18 protein-coding genes are annotated in these 15,854 nt (G+C 57.7%); 7 read left to right on the plus strand and 11 right to left on the minus strand.

Annotated features, from left to right (window positions below):
* Positions 1-368: 368 nt before the first annotated feature.
* The 7 genes from AWB80_RS06620 to AWB80_RS06645 all read right to left on the minus strand — a co-directional run bounded on the left by AWB80_RS06620 (position 369) and on the right by AWB80_RS06645 (position 5,003).
* The gene (locus tag AWB80_RS06620) at positions 369-1,103 is read right to left on the minus strand and encodes a hypothetical protein (protein WP_208635612.1); all 735 of its coding nucleotides are present in this window, start codon (positions 1,101-1,103) and stop codon (positions 369-371) included.
* Between the two features lie 10 nt (positions 1,104-1,113).
* A complete protein-coding gene (locus tag AWB80_RS06625; protein ID WP_061173837.1) occupies positions 1,114-1,416 on the minus strand; it encodes a cyclic-phosphate processing receiver domain-containing protein in 303 nt (100 codons plus the stop codon).
* Positions 1,413-1,856, minus strand: coding sequence for a hypothetical protein (locus AWB80_RS06630; protein ID WP_061173838.1), 444 nt, complete (start codon positions 1,854-1,856; stop codon positions 1,413-1,415). Before AWB80_RS06630 ends, AWB80_RS06625 begins: the two co-directional genes overlap by 4 nt.
* Before the next feature lie 245 nt (positions 1,857-2,101).
* Complete coding sequence (locus tag AWB80_RS45275; protein WP_279628638.1) at positions 2,102-2,227, minus strand: hypothetical protein; 126 nt, start codon at positions 2,225-2,227, stop codon at positions 2,102-2,104.
* A gap of 342 nt (positions 2,228-2,569) precedes the next feature.
* Positions 2,570-2,938 (minus strand): helix-turn-helix domain-containing protein, encoded by a 369-nt coding sequence (locus tag AWB80_RS06635; protein WP_061173839.1) that lies wholly within the window; start codon positions 2,936-2,938, stop codon positions 2,570-2,572.
* A gap of 137 nt (positions 2,939-3,075) precedes the next feature.
* The gene (locus AWB80_RS06640) at positions 3,076-3,918 is read right to left on the minus strand and encodes a hypothetical protein (protein WP_244206420.1); all 843 of its coding nucleotides are present in this window, start codon (positions 3,916-3,918) and stop codon (positions 3,076-3,078) included.
* A gap of 182 nt (positions 3,919-4,100) precedes the next feature.
* Positions 4,101-5,003, minus strand: a complete 903-nt coding sequence (locus tag AWB80_RS06645; RefSeq protein ID WP_061173840.1) for a LysR family transcriptional regulator — start codon at positions 5,001-5,003, stop codon at positions 4,101-4,103.
* 116 nt (positions 5,004-5,119) lie between these two features.
* On the opposite strand from AWB80_RS06645, the gene AWB80_RS06650 reads away from it, so the two are divergent.
* On the plus strand, positions 5,120-5,797 hold the full coding sequence (locus AWB80_RS06650; RefSeq protein WP_061173841.1) for a peroxiredoxin-like family protein: 678 nt from the start codon (positions 5,120-5,122) through the stop codon (positions 5,795-5,797).
* A gap of 206 nt (positions 5,798-6,003) precedes the next feature.
* On the opposite strand, the gene AWB80_RS06655 is transcribed toward AWB80_RS06650, so the two are convergent.
* On the minus strand, positions 6,004-6,264 hold the full coding sequence (locus tag AWB80_RS06655) for a PepSY domain-containing protein (protein WP_061173842.1): 261 nt from the start codon (positions 6,262-6,264) through the stop codon (positions 6,004-6,006).
* Between the two features lie 152 nt (positions 6,265-6,416).
* On the opposite strand from AWB80_RS06655, the gene AWB80_RS06660 reads away from it, so the two are divergent.
* The 3 genes from AWB80_RS06660 (at position 6,417) to AWB80_RS43100 (ending at position 9,032) form a co-directional block, all read left to right on the plus strand.
* Positions 6,417-6,677, plus strand: coding sequence for a hypothetical protein (locus AWB80_RS06660; RefSeq protein WP_061173843.1), 261 nt, complete (start codon positions 6,417-6,419; stop codon positions 6,675-6,677).
* Positions 6,678-7,238: 561 nt separating this feature from the next.
* Complete coding sequence (locus tag AWB80_RS06670; RefSeq protein WP_087131057.1) at positions 7,239-7,694, plus strand: NUDIX hydrolase; 456 nt, start codon at positions 7,239-7,241, stop codon at positions 7,692-7,694.
* Between the two features lie 1,080 nt (positions 7,695-8,774).
* Entirely contained in the window at positions 8,775-9,032 is a 258-nt protein-coding gene (locus tag AWB80_RS43100; RefSeq protein WP_143327975.1) for a hypothetical protein, read from the plus strand.
* An 80-nt stretch (positions 9,033-9,112) separates the two neighbouring features.
* Here the strand turns inward: AWB80_RS43100 and AWB80_RS06680 are convergent, their stop codons facing one another.
* A complete protein-coding gene (locus AWB80_RS06680; RefSeq protein ID WP_208635613.1) occupies positions 9,113-9,694 on the minus strand; it encodes a P-loop NTPase family protein in 582 nt (193 codons plus the stop codon).
* 672 nt (positions 9,695-10,366) lie between these two features.
* Here AWB80_RS06680 and AWB80_RS06690 point away from each other — a divergent pair.
* A complete protein-coding gene (locus tag AWB80_RS06690) occupies positions 10,367-10,870 on the plus strand; it encodes a hypothetical protein (RefSeq protein ID WP_061173847.1) in 504 nt (167 codons plus the stop codon).
* Between the two features lie 220 nt (positions 10,871-11,090).
* Here AWB80_RS06690 and AWB80_RS43105 read toward each other — a convergent pair whose 3' ends face one another.
* On the minus strand, positions 11,091-11,324 hold the full coding sequence (locus AWB80_RS43105) for a hypothetical protein (protein WP_143327976.1): 234 nt from the start codon (positions 11,322-11,324) through the stop codon (positions 11,091-11,093).
* Between the two features lie 393 nt (positions 11,325-11,717).
* On the opposite strand from AWB80_RS43105, the gene AWB80_RS06695 reads away from it, so the two are divergent.
* Both AWB80_RS06695 and AWB80_RS06700 read left to right on the plus strand, forming a co-directional pair.
* On the plus strand, positions 11,718-12,092 hold the full coding sequence (locus AWB80_RS06695; protein ID WP_143327978.1) for a hypothetical protein: 375 nt from the start codon (positions 11,718-11,720) through the stop codon (positions 12,090-12,092).
* Between the two features lie 276 nt (positions 12,093-12,368).
* Positions 12,369-12,842: an HU family DNA-binding protein gene (locus tag AWB80_RS06700; RefSeq protein ID WP_061173849.1), complete on the plus strand. Its 474-nt coding sequence runs from the start codon at positions 12,369-12,371 to the stop codon at positions 12,840-12,842.
* Between the two features lie 229 nt (positions 12,843-13,071).
* Here the strand turns inward: AWB80_RS06700 and AWB80_RS44825 are convergent, their stop codons facing one another.
* Positions 13,072-15,747, minus strand: coding sequence for a DNA recombination protein RmuC (locus tag AWB80_RS44825; protein WP_244206421.1), 2,676 nt, complete (start codon positions 15,745-15,747; stop codon positions 13,072-13,074).
* Positions 15,748-15,854 lie beyond the last annotated feature (107 nt).

A 15,854-nucleotide genomic window follows, 5' to 3' on the forward strand; every position in this document is an offset into this window, starting at 1 on the left:
TGTGATTTTAGATTGCCCACAGGCCGCGCAGATGCGTCCGTCGCGCAAATGGAACATCTGCAGCCAACGACTCAATCTGCACGCTATTCAGGACCTACGAGCCAGAAGGGCGTCGAGCGCATCACGCGCTGACTGCAGTTCGTTGATTGCGGCAGTGAGACGGGCCATTTGCAAAGTAGGCGTCGCTTGGTAGGTCGACTCGTGGAAGTGCTGCTCGATTGCTTTTGATGCGGACTGCAGTTCTCGCGATGCATCGGCCACACGTGCGACAGCTGCCGCTTCGTCGCTCTTTTGCTCAGACTTTCCCATCTATTCTTGCCAATTTGGTATTGCGAGACGCCCCGAGCTGCATTCGCACGCAACGTGGCCTACTCGGCCGACGGAAGCGCAACTGCCTCTGGAATGTATGCCTCAGGAATTGCTTGAGCCTCGGCAAAGTCCCAGTTCAGGCCAGTCCGAACTACCGGCGCCCACTTACGCCAGCTGAAGAAACTGCTGGGATGCCGGACGAACAAGAGTTGCACGGACCGTCCGGTCGCCGTATGGACCAATCCTGTGCGCGCGCAGAATCGACCGACTTTCGTCGGATGCCGTGCCACGCTGCAACGAAGTTCGCGGCCGCCTGCAGTCAGTCGAAGCGCGCCCACCGACTCCACACCGAAGACGAGACATTGCTCAACACCCAAGACGTCAAACAAGTCCAGAGCCGCGCCCCAACCGCTCTGATATTGCGACTGCATGGGCCGCTCGTCGACCGACTCCATCACATCTAGCACAAGGTTTTGATAGGCAACGGTCGACCAAAGCCGCTGCTTCTGGTCGTCGCTCGGATTGCGCCGTTGAAATATCGCGCGCTCGACATTGCGGACGTAGCGAGATGGTCTCTGGAACTTCAGCGCATGGTTCGCGTGGGTTTCACGCAGACCGGACGTCCGCGCATATCGGTCCTGGAATTTCTCGCGCTCGGCCCAGCAATATACGCTCTCGCCCAGAATCATCGTCTTAACAGCGGAACGTGAATAGTCGCGACCGACCCACGGCCACCACCTCACTTCCTTGTTGACTTCGAACAGGTGGTCAAACGACAAATCGAGGTGTTCCATGCGGAATTGGCTATTGGTTTTGTTTGAGTACAAGGCGTTGGATGGCGAGTACGCCGGATTCCATTTTCGCCCGTGCCGAGCTGTTCGCAGAGTGTACGAAGATTTTGGGCGGTCGGAAACAACGAAGCGCGACAGCTTCCTCTATCCACAGGATGACATCGTAGCCCGTTCCGCGCGCATCGTCTCCGAGGTCATGGTCGAGGCTAAGTTCGTCGACGGTCCCTGTCTCAAGCAGCCTAATTGCCTCGTGCGGCCAATACACGCGCGTCCAACCTTCCGGTGTGACGCGCTCGTCGTCCAGGAAGACCTTCATACAGCGACACCCAGCTCCGACTCATCGAAAGCGTTCGATGTGCTCCGAGGCTCTGCGCAACCACGGCAGTAGACAGCCAGTTCACGCTCGTCAACAACTCGCGCTGAAACGAGCCACGGCTCCGAAGCGTCTTCAAATTGCGTCATGGCTATAAAGACATGCGGTGCCGTTCGGTCAACGGGGCGCAGGCAGAGCGAGCAAGGGACGGTCACGTCGGCTGCCGGATATGGCGAGGTCAGCGTCGAGGAAATGGCCGCTTCGGCGTAGTCGGCGCACTTCTGGCCGCAGAAATCTGTGAGCAAGTCGTCGTCTGAAACCACGACGACCGAACTCGACGGGCCTTCCGCCAGCGTTTGGCTGCGTTTCGACAGTGCGAAGTAGCCGCAGCCCAGTTCGTGGTCGCAGACGCCGCAATACCGACCTTCGTAAGAAGTTGCCATCGTTCATCTCCTTGATGCCGCGACGCTTAGCGCTAGCTCGATTGAATGAGCGACAGTCTATTCACCGACTGAGACACGACGCGTCTCAGTTTGTCCGACAGTCAAATTGGAGGAGGCGTTGTTTCGGACAGGCGCACGCACCACGCAGCCCCGCCCAAGGCTCCTCATGCCCACCGGTTCATTCGGCGGGCACCTGCTTCTTTATAAAAAACGCTCGCGATAGCGGGTTTATCGACCGACGATGGTCAGGAGCAGTAGCCGCCCTTGTGATGCGAGCCGGTACCACCGTGAGGATGCTCGCCCTTAGGACAAGCGTGTGCGACATTGGCGATGCACAGCAAAGCGACGATGACAGCAGCGATTTTTTTCATGGACTCTCTCGATTGTCGTTCGTTGGCACATGTGTGCCGACGGCCACACTGTGACAATCGAGTTAACGGCGATGGAATGATTCGCTGAAGTGCACTGCCATCCCCGGCCTTGCCACCAGCACCTCAGCTTCAGCCGCCCGACGCCTCTGTTCAGTCCTCGCGCTTTGCCGACTCATTCTTCTGCGAAGGACGATTATTCTTCAGCATCGTGTTCGTCATCGTCGGATTCAACGAACTCCAAGGAGTTTTCGACTATATGGATGCGGATTTCCTCTTCCTCATCTTCGATATCAATCTGGCTCGGCGGCAAGGCGACGGCTTTGATGTCAGGCGACTCGGCCTTCAGAATTGCAGCGACAGCGTCATCTGCCGGCCAGCACCGTTGAGGGGCGAGGTCGACCGCCCAGAATTTGCTTCAAAGGCGTGGCCGATATCGAGCGCATACATCCCGACGTGGTGCATCCGGCCGCACTCAGACGGCTGGCGAACCCACAGGGTCTTGATTCTGTACCCTTCCTTCCGGAGTTCCACAATCCGCGGACGAGAGTCGACGATGTCGAGGAATCGCACAGCCTCCAATGTGGTCACGCCACCGCGCACCTTCATCGCCTCGAGCAGGCGGGCGCGCTGATGCGCAGCAGTATTTTCAGGCCAGTTGGCGATGATGCTGCTGAACGACAAAAGGTCCAGCCGTACGGTTTGGTTGAACATTCGAAGCAAAGGTAGTGAAGACGAGGCCTATTGTTGGCGACGTACTTCAAAACCTACCTACCGAAATACCAAGAAAATCGGCGTGGATTTCATCCGGCCAAAATTAGGTCGCTTTTGTGGCCAATTTTGGCCGCCTCTCACTGCTCAGGGAAGTCGGGCTCTAACCCGATGTCGCGACGAAGCATATCCAAGTAGTCGGCGGCAACGACTTTGTCGGTCTCATCCGGGAGGCGCTTCGCGAGCGCCAGCATCGCCTCGAATATCTCGCTGGTCGATTGCGGCTGCGGGACCGAAGGAAGCTCCTTCGGTGAGATGCTCGCGCGCGCAACCAAAAGGTGCGCAACCTGCTCGCTCTCGGCAGTCTGACGCCGCTTGTCCTCAACGTAACGTTCGATAGCGGCTCGCTCATCGTCGGTCAAAATCTTCCGGACGGCACGGGATTCGGTGTCCTCCCATACGCGAGCGGCGACCGTAGCAATAAACTTGTTGGGATAGGCTCCGCACATCTCATAAAGCGCGCGGGCAAGATGCAAGACGAAAGTGCGCCGCTCTTCGAAGGCCGGGCGCCCGGCAGTGCGAGTCTTGACCGCAGAGGCCGCGTCGCGAAGATGTCTGAATTGACCGAAGAAACTCTTCTGCAAACCCGACGGCACCCAGAAGGACGTTTCAGCCTGCAAGGCGGTTTCGAAGGCGTCCGCGCGCTTCATCACCCCTTGAACTGCCGCGGCAGTGGGTAAGATTTCGGAGGGCTCGTCGTCCGCGCAAGCAACGAACGCCAGCGCCACTTGAGTAATCGCGCTGACCTTCAAGACCGTCCCCTTTCCGAAGACTGACCGCTTGAAGAAACTCCGCACGCTGGGCTCTGTCAGGAAGCTCTTGTACCAACCAGACTCGGCGCGTGCGGCCACATCCAAATCCAAGAAATGTCGCGCCTCGCCTAAGGTCGAGGTCAGGTACGTTTGCTTTTCTGAGACCGTCATGTATTTATTTTGCAACCCGTCAAGCGCGTGGCGTTGAGCTTATTGTATCTGTAAGTACACCGCGTTTATCGCGGGGTGGCACGCACGCAGATAGACGACCCGGTGCGCCTCGTAAAGACATGGTGTCACCCGTGGTGGAGCGGAATCCCATCAGGCTGTACAGTTGCAATCAGTCTTAGCCGTTATGATTCTTCGCCAAAGCGCCCGGCACTTAACAGCGTCTCAACGAAGTTGGCGAAAGCCCTCGCTTTCGCGGTGACCATCCTGCCGGTGGGAAATACTGCGTAGGCGTCAACAGACGGCAGGGCCCATTCGTTTAGCACGCATATGACTGCACCGCTAGCCAACTCGGGCGTGAACATCCAATTGGAAGCAACGGTCATCCCCAAATTCGAAAGAACGGCCTCACGTATTCCCTCTGCTGCGCTTAACCTGGCTCGCCCTCGCATGCTGACAGATGCCTCTTCACTGCCGCGCGTGAAGGTCCAAGCCGTCGGCAGTTGGCTATAGATAATCGCGTCGTGTTGTTCAAGTTCAGTTGGCACTTGCGGTATCCCGGCCCGGTCGAAATAGGCTGGTGTGCCGAGCACGTGAAGGCGGCCACTCGCAAGCTTGCGAGCAACAACAGACGAATCAGGCAACGACGTCATGATTCGAAGAGAAAGGTCGATGCCCTCGGCGACGAGGTCGATTACTCGGTCATCCATCACCACATCTATGGACAGGTCCGGGTGCTGCTCAAGAAACTTCGGCAGATGTGGAATGATGTGGATTCTCGAGAAGGTCGTCGTTGCTGACACACGAAGGCAACCGGACAGGCCCGCACCGGCGCCTCGGGCGGCGAGTTCGGCCTCGTTCGCTTCAACTAGAGCCGCTTGCGCGCGCTCATAAAAGCGCTGACCAGCCTCGGTAGGCGCGAGCCCGTGCGTGGAGCGAGTCAGCAGGCTCACTTTCAGCCAATTTTCGAGTTGCGACACGACCTTGGAGACCGCCGGTTGGCCGATGCTCAACTGCCGTGCTGCTGACGAAAAAGACCCCGTATCCACTACCCGGACGAAGGTTTCCATAGCGCGAAAACGGTCCATGTCATTCCCCACTAGAATAACCGTTATTGTATTCGCCCAACTACCATTCCTGGATGTGAGGGCCTATCTTTTCCTTGCGCCTCGAAGAGAGGCATTCGCCTTCAGGAGAAAACTAGATGAGTCTGCAAGCCAAGTTAGCTGCGTTTAAGAAGAACTTCGAAGCCGGCGGCCCCCCTTACAACGCGCCGGAATGGATTCACGAGCCGATGCACCGCGCGACGAACGAACTCATCGCTTCGGGCGCCGCGAACCGTGCAAAAAAAGTGGGGGACGTCGCGCCGACATTCATTCTGCAAGACGCGGATGGCAACACAGTTTCGTCCACCGAGTTGCTCACGAAGGGAGCGCTGGTCATTAGCTTCTATCGTGGCGTGTGGTGCCCATACTGCAACATTGAGTTGCAGTCGCTGCAAGAAGCTCTTCCTACCATCCGTGAGCTCGGCGGCAACCTCGTTGCCATTTCGCCGCAGACAGCACCGAACAGCCGTCGCTCAGCCCGTGAAAACAAGCTCGACTTTCCAATTCTTTCGGACCCAGGCAATGAAGTCGCGGCTGCGTTCGGACTGCGCTTCACATTGCCGGACTACCTTGTCGACCTCTACAAGAACGTGTTCAAGAATGACCTGCAGGTCGTGAATGGCGACCCCAGCTGGACCTTGCCGATGCCCGCGCGTTACGTCATCGGGAAAAACGGCGATGTAGTCTACGCGGATGTGAACCCCGACTATACGACGCGCCCAGACCCCGAGGAACTCTTGCCCGCTCTGCGTAAGCTCGCCGACGCTAGCAAGTAAGGGCGTGGAGTCACTGCGGTGCGCATCTGGTCCGCGTCCTTCAGCGGTCCAGATGCTGAGTATCGAGCCATGTTCTAAGCCTTCTAGCCCGCACTATCGACTGCATCAGATTGGTGTCGTCCCCATCGCAACGTACCGTGCGTTGTGACGTGAGCCATGAGTAGACTATGGGTGCGGCAAAAGCGTTCGTCAGGCGGTCGCTTGCTTCAGTGTTTCGGTTCGCTCTTTGTTATCGCCCCTGAGTGCGGGTCGACATGCAGCTCATAGATTCGCCCGCCTTTCATCGCTTCGCCCTCCCAGTGTCCGTCGTCCGCTTTCAAATAGGCGTTGGCGTATCCTTGCTGCGACAGCTTCTGTAGGGCGTGCTCCTTCGACATCCAATCGGAGCCTGGCGTGTCGGCGGAAGCTGCCGATGCACCGGCAAGTGCGACTGCGGCAACAAATACACGTAGTTTCGTTACGGTCATAACGCCTCCCTGCGTCGAAAACCACCGGTGCGCAAAATTTGGTCCTCAAGCCGATTGTGGGTTGACACGGCGCTCAGCCGGCTTTACTGTGCCGGCTGCCGTGGTTCCGGTTGTTCCCGGCGCACGTTTTGGTCAGTCGAACGGAGGCAGGCATGCAGACTTCTTGGTCGCGCGAGAAGTACGCGCTGAACGTGCGCGTGCAGGGTTTGGAGAGCAAAGTCATTGAGCCCGCGTGTCGCACCATGGCCGGGTTCCTGGCAGTCGTCACGATTTCTCTGTCATCAGCCGCTACCCCGGCCTTCCCACGCTTGATGCTAGGCGACGACGGAGGCATTGCGTTTGACAGCGAATCGGACGCCTTGGCTGCAGGTATCGCAGCTGCGAACCGAATGGTCGACGACCTCGCGGGGTGACCGGCAGTCGGCGCCACAAAGAAGCTCGGTCGGGCGTGGTCGCCCCGAGTGAGGCGCAGTGCGATTGGGCGAGTTACCGGTCGTTCTCTTGGCCCGATTGGGATTTATCCTCAGCCTCTTTTGGAGACTTCGCGTGTCGCGTCGCTTTGCACAAGCGCGACGTCGCGGTCCGCGCGAGATTACCTAACTCGACACGCATGTACCAAGGCCACCAAGCCAAGTGGTAGAACCAGAGAAACCCGCTGCGGACGCCTGTCTGCCAACGCGGAGGCACCCGGTCGCTAGGGAAGCTCTTCAAGTCGCGATGCCCGAGGCAGACCGCTCCGGCGATAATCCAGAGTAGCGCCAAGACAAGCGTCGGCAGAGACAACAGGCAGGCTGTGCCAAGCACAATTGCCGGCAGGCAGATTTCGACGCCCGAGCGCGACTTCATCATGGAGCCCGCCAGTACCTGAGACGCGTTTACGCTATACCATTCGAGCTTAAATCGCTGACGCCGCTGCCGGAAATTCCCGGCGCCGAGTGAGTATTTGCCTGCGAAAAAATTCGACGCTGAATCCGATGAAACGTAGAGCAACGGTCATTTGCGAGCGTGACGGACGGGTGCTTCTGGTCGCACGCGCCCGCGGTCGGTGGGCGTTTCCCGGCGGTCGTGCGAAGACCGGCGAGGACCTCGCAGACGCCGCCGTCCGCGAATTAAAGGAAGAGACGGGCCTAGAGGCAGTGCAGGTCCGCTACGCTTTTCAGTTCCGCGGATTCCAGACTCGACACATCGTTTTCTTGGTGGACGTCGACCCTGAAGCCCAGCCGGTGCCAGCGAACGAAATCGCGCGATGCAAGTGGCCGCGATTGGAAGCGCTGCGTGGCATCGAGGCGAGCGTTCCGACAAGGGGGATTGCCGAGATTTTCTTGAAGCACGTACGGGACAGACTTGGCGTCACGCTCAAGGACTCCATCGATGCGATGGCCCTGCCGGGAACCCAAACGGAAACTGGAGGCGACGGTGAAGGACGATGAGCAGACGCGAGCGTTGCTCGCGATACTGAAGCTCGGCGAGGCTGAAATCAGAGAGGGTCGGTTCAGCGACGTCGACGAGTTCTTGTCTGAGCTTGAGCAAGACAGCGACCGAGGGGAAGACGCTCGCTGACCGATTTCAGACCGAACCGCAGAATACGATGATGACTGTTGCCGAACTCATTTATGCATCGCGTGCCGCAGACCCAGCCAGTTGTGTGCTGTCTTGGGCGAATATGCAGACAGCGATGTAACTTAGTTGCTCTATCGCCTCGTCGCATCAGCGCATCAAAGACAAGCCCAACCGGCCTGGCGTGCGCATGTCCCGGACACAGCCGCCGCCTGACTAACTGGGCGGAATTCCTTTCTCATACGCGTTCGCAAACATCGAACTGGCGTCAACGTTGGACATGCACCTGCGTCATGGCGCCGTGCACGCGCAAGACATCTCCTTGAGGGGTCCTTCTACGAGGGATGTCATCGAACGTCGGAACGCGGTGTCCGGTAGCGGCCGATGCCGGCAACGGTGCCGCCACCGACTTCATTTTGCCGCGCTGTTTCCCCCGCATCGACATTCGCTTCGCAGTCGTCTGGCGCTTTTTTGGCGACTTGTGCTCGCGCGCAGTGTTCAGCGATACCGAGCCACGAGCCTCGGGTGGGTCCCACAGTTCGACGTAATGCTGTCCGGCGAACGCCGTTCCAACTGTCGTCAAGAGCGCGCTGAAAATGAAGCTCCTTAGCAAACGTTTTCTCCCAGGCTTCGTCCCACACCGAATCGTTGACCGCGGGCAGTATTTTGCCACGCGCCCGTGTCTGTTTCGAAATGCGCGAAGGTGCAGGGATTACGCAATGGGTACCGCTCTGCCTCCAAGAAAAGCTGCTTACAAAGTACGACCTGTCGAATCTCAAACTTGCCTTCAGAAAGCAGTCCGGACCGAAAAGAAACCCAGTACATCAAGCCCTGTCCGCTCGGAATCCATTCTTGTTTGGACGAAATCCGTACGCGACGCCCGCATCCTTCCGTGAAGTAATTTTTATTGCTAGTTGCTACGAGGACGGCAGGCAGTGTCAAAATGACCGGAGATGATTTCTCTTCTTTTGCCCAACGGCAGGAAGGTCTGTGTGCTAACTGCTGAAGGCGCCGATGACGCCGAAATCATCATTCGCCCTTGCGACGGCGGCGGTTGGCGGGTCGAATTCCCACGTCGCGGTGGGATGGACGTGACGGTGGTAAGCAGCCAGCAAGAAGCTCTTGCACTCGCCCTGCGGCAATGTCCCGAAGCCCAAATCCGTGTCCTTCCCGGCGATGAATCGGTCGACACCAACCACGATGACCTGTGATTGCGACGTTAAGACCGGAAAATCGGACGAGAACGCTCTCCATTATCAAAGTTTGGGAGCGGTTACTTCTGCGATGAAACCTAACTCTCCCTCCCCCGCGAGCCCGCGGGCGTCGGCGCGTCGTTTGCCGCGCTCGAGACGGAATTCGCCAGTGCAATTGCGCGCTCCACCCGCTCCTCCACCGTCTCATCTCTTTCGAGGCGAATCACTCGGCATTTCCGGTCTGAAAGCCACGCATCGTGAAGAGCAAGGCTCCTGCACGTGATGTCGCCCTCATCATATCGAGCAGCCCAGTCAAGGAACTTGGGTTCACAGCGCCCGTATAGCGCGATGTCGCGTCTCTCAATTCGCTCCAACCGAAGCATGGTCGGGAGGGCAAGAAAAATCACAAGGTCAAAGCTGTCTTCGATGTCTCGCCCCCAGCTGCACAGAGAACCAGACACCACGGCCTCGAAGGCAGAAGTCATGCTTTTCTTGAGCATTGAGGCCCGTTCGGCTGCGCTTCTCTTCATCGAGAACGGTGGGACTGTAGGCATCCAGTAAAAATCGTCCGCATCGAAGAAAGCGGAGCCGAGCCTCGCTGCAAGCGCCCTGCCAAGCGTCGTGGTGCCAGACCCGGACGCCCCCACGATGTTGATGTACTGGTAGGGTATCTCGCCCATCTTTTCGATGATTTATCTTGTCGAGTGCCAACTGCCCTTCCGCCAGCCGCCGTATTGCTTCTGCCATGAAACAGGACTCTACGCGATGCGGGGGACCTTTATAGTCTTTTTTCGCGAACTTAGGGCAACAGGTCAAGCGCCGGCAGTGTCCAACTTCAATGGTTGCAAGACATGTCGGCAGTTCGGTCCGCCTTCATATAAGTCGACTCGCTATCTGGTTGCATGGGTGACTTTGATGAAATCTGAGATGTGGGGCCGAACGGCGGTTCTTCGAGCGGATTGCCGAGAAAGCTGGCGGAGCTTTTGGAGGTCCTGGTCGCAGATGTACCGGATGATGTTGAAGTGGTCTCAAGGGAGCTTGGGCTCAGGGATGAGATGCGCGAACAGCTCAGGCGAGCGCTCGACCGGATGGTCTACGCGGGGTGCCACCGAAGTATAATTTACAATATGCTTTCGATTCTGCTCGCAGTTGCGGCGGTTGACATCGGAGTTGTTGCGCGCGCGAGCCTGCAGTGCGGATGCACGAACGGCGGGTCATCGGTCCGGGCGGTTACGCGCAAGGGGTGGTGTGAACACTGGATATGACGCCTCGCACGCGTCACCGAACACGAAAGACGAAGTTGGTAACATTGCGTTCCCGCTTCTTCGCAAATAACGAGGTAAACGCAGCGAATGGATATCTTCTATCACTCGCAAAGTTTCGAGCAGAACGTCAAGAACGGCGCTGTCGGATTGATTAGCTCCAGTAGCCCGAAGATTGTTGAGCTGTCACACCGCTTGCCGAAGCGGGTATGGGTCGTCAAAACGCCCAGAGGGATGAAAGGCTCGATACAACTTGTCGCTTCGCTGCTAATCAGTGAAGAGCCAAGCGTTGCCGTGCAAACCGACCAACCAAACGTCATCTACTACGACGTCTTCTCCCCTTATTCCGTCATCTTCACAGATTCGGGAACGCCCGAGCGCATTCGAGAGGTCTCCGAGCACTTCCAATACCGTTGGCGTACCGCGTTCAACGCGAACTTTCGAGGAGACTCTGGATTGCAGGCAATGGAAGCAGATGTCGTGCGGGGGCTGGAGGCTATGGTCGCAGATTGGGGCAAGATTCAATTGCTCGAGCGCGTTAAGGACCGGGAAAAGGTGCAACCTATCAATCCTTTTGCGCCGCAGTCCCGTTGAACGACGCGGTTTGATTGTTGAAACGAAACCCGTCGCGAACGACGGGCCAAGATGAACGCGCCTATGTAAGACGCTTGCAAAGCATAGACGCTCTCGTCCGGTCGGCTCAAGCGGTACGGTGAAGCGATGTGTTTCGTAGATTGACGCGCCGCTAAAGCCGAAACACGCTCGTCGCAGCCATGGTCATCGGAGGCATCAAGCGTCGCTGACAAGCGAGGCCTCAATTGCTTCCCCGCGAGCGTGTGGTTGCAAGAAGCGCATCGAATTCATCTCGTGCTTTCTGAAGTTCGCTCATCGCTGCTGCAAGTCGCGCCAGTTGCAGCGTCGGTACCCCCGGCCCTCCTGCTTTGAAATTCTCTTCCAGCGCGCTTGACGCGGTTTGCACCGCTCTGGCTGCCTCCGCGACACGTGCAACTGCCGAGGCCTCGTCTGCACTCCGCTTGACTTGTCCCATCGTCTTGTCCACAAATTTCCGGACGACGCTGGATGCGCCGCCGTCAGGGAGATGCTACGCCTCGCCGGATGCGGAACGAAGTTGAAAGCAGCAAGAATAACGTGCGATGGTGACCCGCCGCACAGACAGGGTCGCCCCATGCCTCTGCTAGCGAAGGCAACGCTGAGACCAACTCAAGCTCCGCCTTCTGCCAGCAGTTGATTGACCGGGTCGAGACCCGGGATGCGATTCGAACTCCGACTCCGAGACCGTCCGACGGACCCCATTCTCGATATACCTCGAACTTCGTGCGCCGCGAAGCTGAGCCCACCCAATGCCTTTCGCACCACCGAGCAGAGGTTCGAGATTGGACTGGACTGCCCGGCGGATAAACCGGCGTGCCTACAAGAACGTATGAACCGATTCAACAACCACTCGATACCCGACCGGCGGAGCCCAGGCGAAGCGGCCGCGAGGGTCGGCCAGGTTTTCAACCTTCTGCTCGCCGACGCAATGACGGACATCGACGTCGTTGCACGCGAATTGCACTTGGGAGATGAGATGCGCGACCGACTTCAGCGGTCAAACGACCGCTTAATTTGTGCGCAGAGCATCGTGGAAGTCCTAGTCCGTGGATTGATTTCAGGTGCATCCCGCGACGGCGTTCGAGACGAAGTCGACCCGATGGAGAGCGTCATGGCCGCGATGGAAACACTCGCTCTTGAATGGCCAACGGACTACGGTGCCGACGCCGTCGAATGGCTCGTGCTCGGCGAGCGCCGCTATTGAATTGCGATTCCGAGCTTGAGGTCAACCGTGCCGCCTGCCTTCGAGAGATAAACCCTCTCCCCCCCCTCACTCGACGGCACTCCTCCGAAACCTGAGGTCTTGGCGTTGTTTTTGGGAGCCAAATGCTAGAAGTACCCTGTTTTAAGGCCGCTGCTGATTGCACATTGCAGTAACGGTTGCTACGCTAGCCGACAGCTTAAGACGACGCATGTGTCGAGTGCCTCACACACCCGGGGTGCTTCGTCTTAAGCAGCGTTCAACTCTAGGAGAGCCTCAATGGCAACGAAGAAAACTGCTGCTTCGAAAACTGCCGCACCGGCCAAGAAGGCCGTGGTCGCAAAGAAGGTTGTGGCTGCAAAGAAAGCCGCCGCACCCAAGAAGGTCGCTGCGACCAAGACCGCTCCGGCGAAGAAGGTTGCTGCGGGCGCCACGCTCAAGCCGGTCAAAGACACCTTCACAAAGGCGTCGCTCGTCACTCATGTGGCTACGCAAGCCGGCGTCGAGCCGAAGCAGGCGAAGGCGGTGTTGGCAGCGCTCGAAGACACGATTCTGGGTTCTGTGAACAAAAAGGGCCTCGGCGAGTTCACGCTGTCCGGGCTGCTGAAAATCAACGTGCAGAAAGTGGAAGCAAAGAAGCGTCGCTTCGGCAAGGACCCGTTTACGGGTCAGGAGCGTTGGTTTGATGCCAAGCCGGCGTCGGTGAAGTTGAAGGTTCGTGCGCTGAAGAAGTTGAAGGATGCTGCGGCGTAATTGACAGCGTTGATGGAGGAAGCCCGCGGCGCGCGGGCTTTTCAATTGTGTCGCGACGGGTATCTTCTTCTCACCTACCCGCCGTCGGGCCACTGAAACGGCCGAACCTTCATCCGGGACAGGACGCGTCCCGATTGAGCGGGCTCACCGCATCTCCTTCTTAACGAGTCTCCGATATTCACGCGCCTCCCGTTGACCCGGGGAAGCGCGTCAAGCAGATATCTCGATGTCAGTTGCTCAAGCCGTTTAGCGGTTCTTGATTGCCATGCGCTGGAGGCAGTTCAAGACTCGGACTAGAGTCGATGAGCGCGCCGCTGACAATGATTTCGTCGCCAGCTTCGTTCGAGGACTCCACAAGATTTGCAGGCAGCGCTTTTGACGGCTTGACGCCCAACTCACGGAGCATCTCCGCCTGTCGAATCACATTGCCCCGGCCTGACACCAGCTTGCCGTGCGCAGAGTCATATGCAGACTGAGCCTGTTTGAGACGGTTGCCGAAACTCTCAAAATCACCAACGAAGCCGCATAGCTTGTCGTAGAGTTCTGCACCTCGGCGGGCAATTTCTTGAGCGTTTCGGCTTTGGGCTTCCTGTCTCCAAAGATGCGCCACCGTACGAACGACGAACAGTAAGGTGGACGGACTCACCAACAGAACATTGCGGTTCAAGGCTTCCATGAAAATGTCTTTGTCGTTCGTGATAGCTAACATGAACGCCGGCTCGATAGGCACGAACGCGAGGACGAAGTCCAGCGACTTGCCGTAGAGCGCGTGATACTGTTTTTCCGACAGAGACTTTATATGGCCCCGAATCGAATCGACATGCTGTCGGAGGCTGATGGAGCGCTGCTCTTCGGACTCGGCCGATGCATAGGCTTCGTAGGCGACCAACGACACCTTCGAATCGACCACGAGCTTGCGCTCTTCCGGCAAAAAAATCACGACGTCGGGTTGGGCACGGCTGCCGTCTTCCCGAGTCTGACTATCTTGCACAAGGTACTCATGCCCCTTACGCAAGCCAGACGATTCGAGAACGCGCTCTAGAATCAGTTCACCCCAGTTGCCTTGTGTCTTCGACGAACCTTTGAGTGCCGAAGTCAGGTTCTTCGCGTCTTCGCTCAGGGCTTGATTCAGTGCGTGCAATTGCTTGACTTGCTCGGCGAGCGCAGTGCGGTCCTTGCCCTCCTGGACATAAACCTCTTCGACCTTACCTTGGAACTCCTTGAGTCGAATTTTCAGGGGTTCCAGCAACTGGTCGAGGTTCGACTTGTTTTGCTCTGTGAAGCGCTTGGACTTCTCTTCAAGAATCTCGCTCGCAAGGGTCTTGAACTGCGCGCTCAATTCCTCTTTCGCCCGGGTCAGCAAAAGGAGCTTCTCTTCAGCGTGCTTCTGCTCCGCTTCGGAGCTTGTACGGAGCTCAGTCAGCTCCTCGGACAGTCGAGCAACCTCGGAGTCAGCGGTCCGTCGGGCGACAGTCTCACTCTCGTATTGCTTGCGTACCAGCGCGCACGCGTCCTTCTCGGCGGCGAGCTCGGCTGCAAGCTGGCCGTTCAAGCGACCGCTCACCTCCCTTAGCTCGCTAAACTGTTTGGAGGTCTCCGACAAACGAACCTCAGTCGTTTCGAGTTTCGCTACAAGCGGCGTGATTTGTGCAGCCTGCTCTTCGAGCGTCGCGCGCCGTTCCCCTGCATCCTGCAGTTCTTGAAGCGCGACTTTGTATCGACTCTCGACATCACGAAGCTGAGTCGTCGCCTTATCGAGACTGTTCGAGGTTGATTCAGCCAACTGACGGTGCTGAGCTTCGCTTGCCGAAACACGACGTAGCTCTTCTGCGGTCTTTCGGACTTCCTCCGTCAAGCTTCTATTCGCCGCTTCGAGGGTGGGAATGCGTCCCACTGCCTCTTCCAGGGTCGCCCGACGTTCATTCGCTTCTTGCAGTTCTTGAGTCGCGGACATCAATCGCACTTCCGCGTCACGGTACTGAATGGTGGTCGATTCAAGACTGACTGACGTTGACTCAGCCAGCTGACGTTGCTGCGCTTCGCTTGCGGACACCCGCCGAAGTTCCTCTTGAGTCTTGCTGAGCTGTTCGTTCAGGCTCGAGTTTGCAACCTCAAGTATCGGTATGCGCGCGGCCTGTTCTTCGAGGGTGGCGCGGCGCTCGTTCGCTTCGTGGAGCTCGCGAGATGCGGATTGCAGTCTTGATTCAACGTCCCGCTGCTGAGCGGTCAATCTATCCACACTCTGCGACGTCGAGTCTGCCAATTGCCGCTGCTGTGCTTCACTAGCGGCCACGCGTCGCAACTCTTCCGACGTCTTTGTAACCCGCTCTCTCAAGTCTGCTTGAGCGGCCTCTAGTCCAGGAATGCGTGCGGCTTGCTCTTCTAAAGTCGCAGTTCGCATGTTTGCTTCGCTAAGTGCGGTGTTGACGCGAGTCGCATCGCTGCTCAGCGTATGAATTTCGGTTTGAAGTTCGCTTACCTTGGTGTTGAGCGAGCTGACCAGTTGTCCTTTCTGGGCTTCGCTTGTAGCAAGGTTACGGAGTTCTTCGTCGCGCGCGTTTAGTCTTTGTTGCAAAGCCTGCACTTCCGACTCAAGGTTCGGAACGCGCAGCGACCGTTCGGTCAGCCTCGCCTGCTCATCGCGACTCCGGTCTAGCTCGGTGCGCGCATCGCCATATTGCTTGAGCGACTGCTCTTGCGCGTTCCTCAGTTCAGCAATTTCTTCGAACGCCGCTTTAAGCCGCTCGTCCTTTTGTGCACATTCGACTTGTGATGCCACATGGGCCTGAGCAATAGCGCTCTCAATTTGCAGTCGAACGCGTCCTCGCATTACAAGCCAGACCATAACGGCGCCCAGCACCAAACCAACAACAAGAAACGCGCTGATAGCTATCGACGAATTCAATTTTGTCCCCGGACCTTGTAAGTTCTAAGTTTGATTAGTAAGAGCAAGTCCTGCCCCTCCAGTCGACCACGAGCTGGACGGTCACTTCGGCGTGTTGTCCACACACG

The organism is Caballeronia pedi (assembly GCF_001544915.2).
GTDB classification, from domain to species: Bacteria; Pseudomonadota; Gammaproteobacteria; order Burkholderiales; family Burkholderiaceae; genus Caballeronia; species Caballeronia pedi.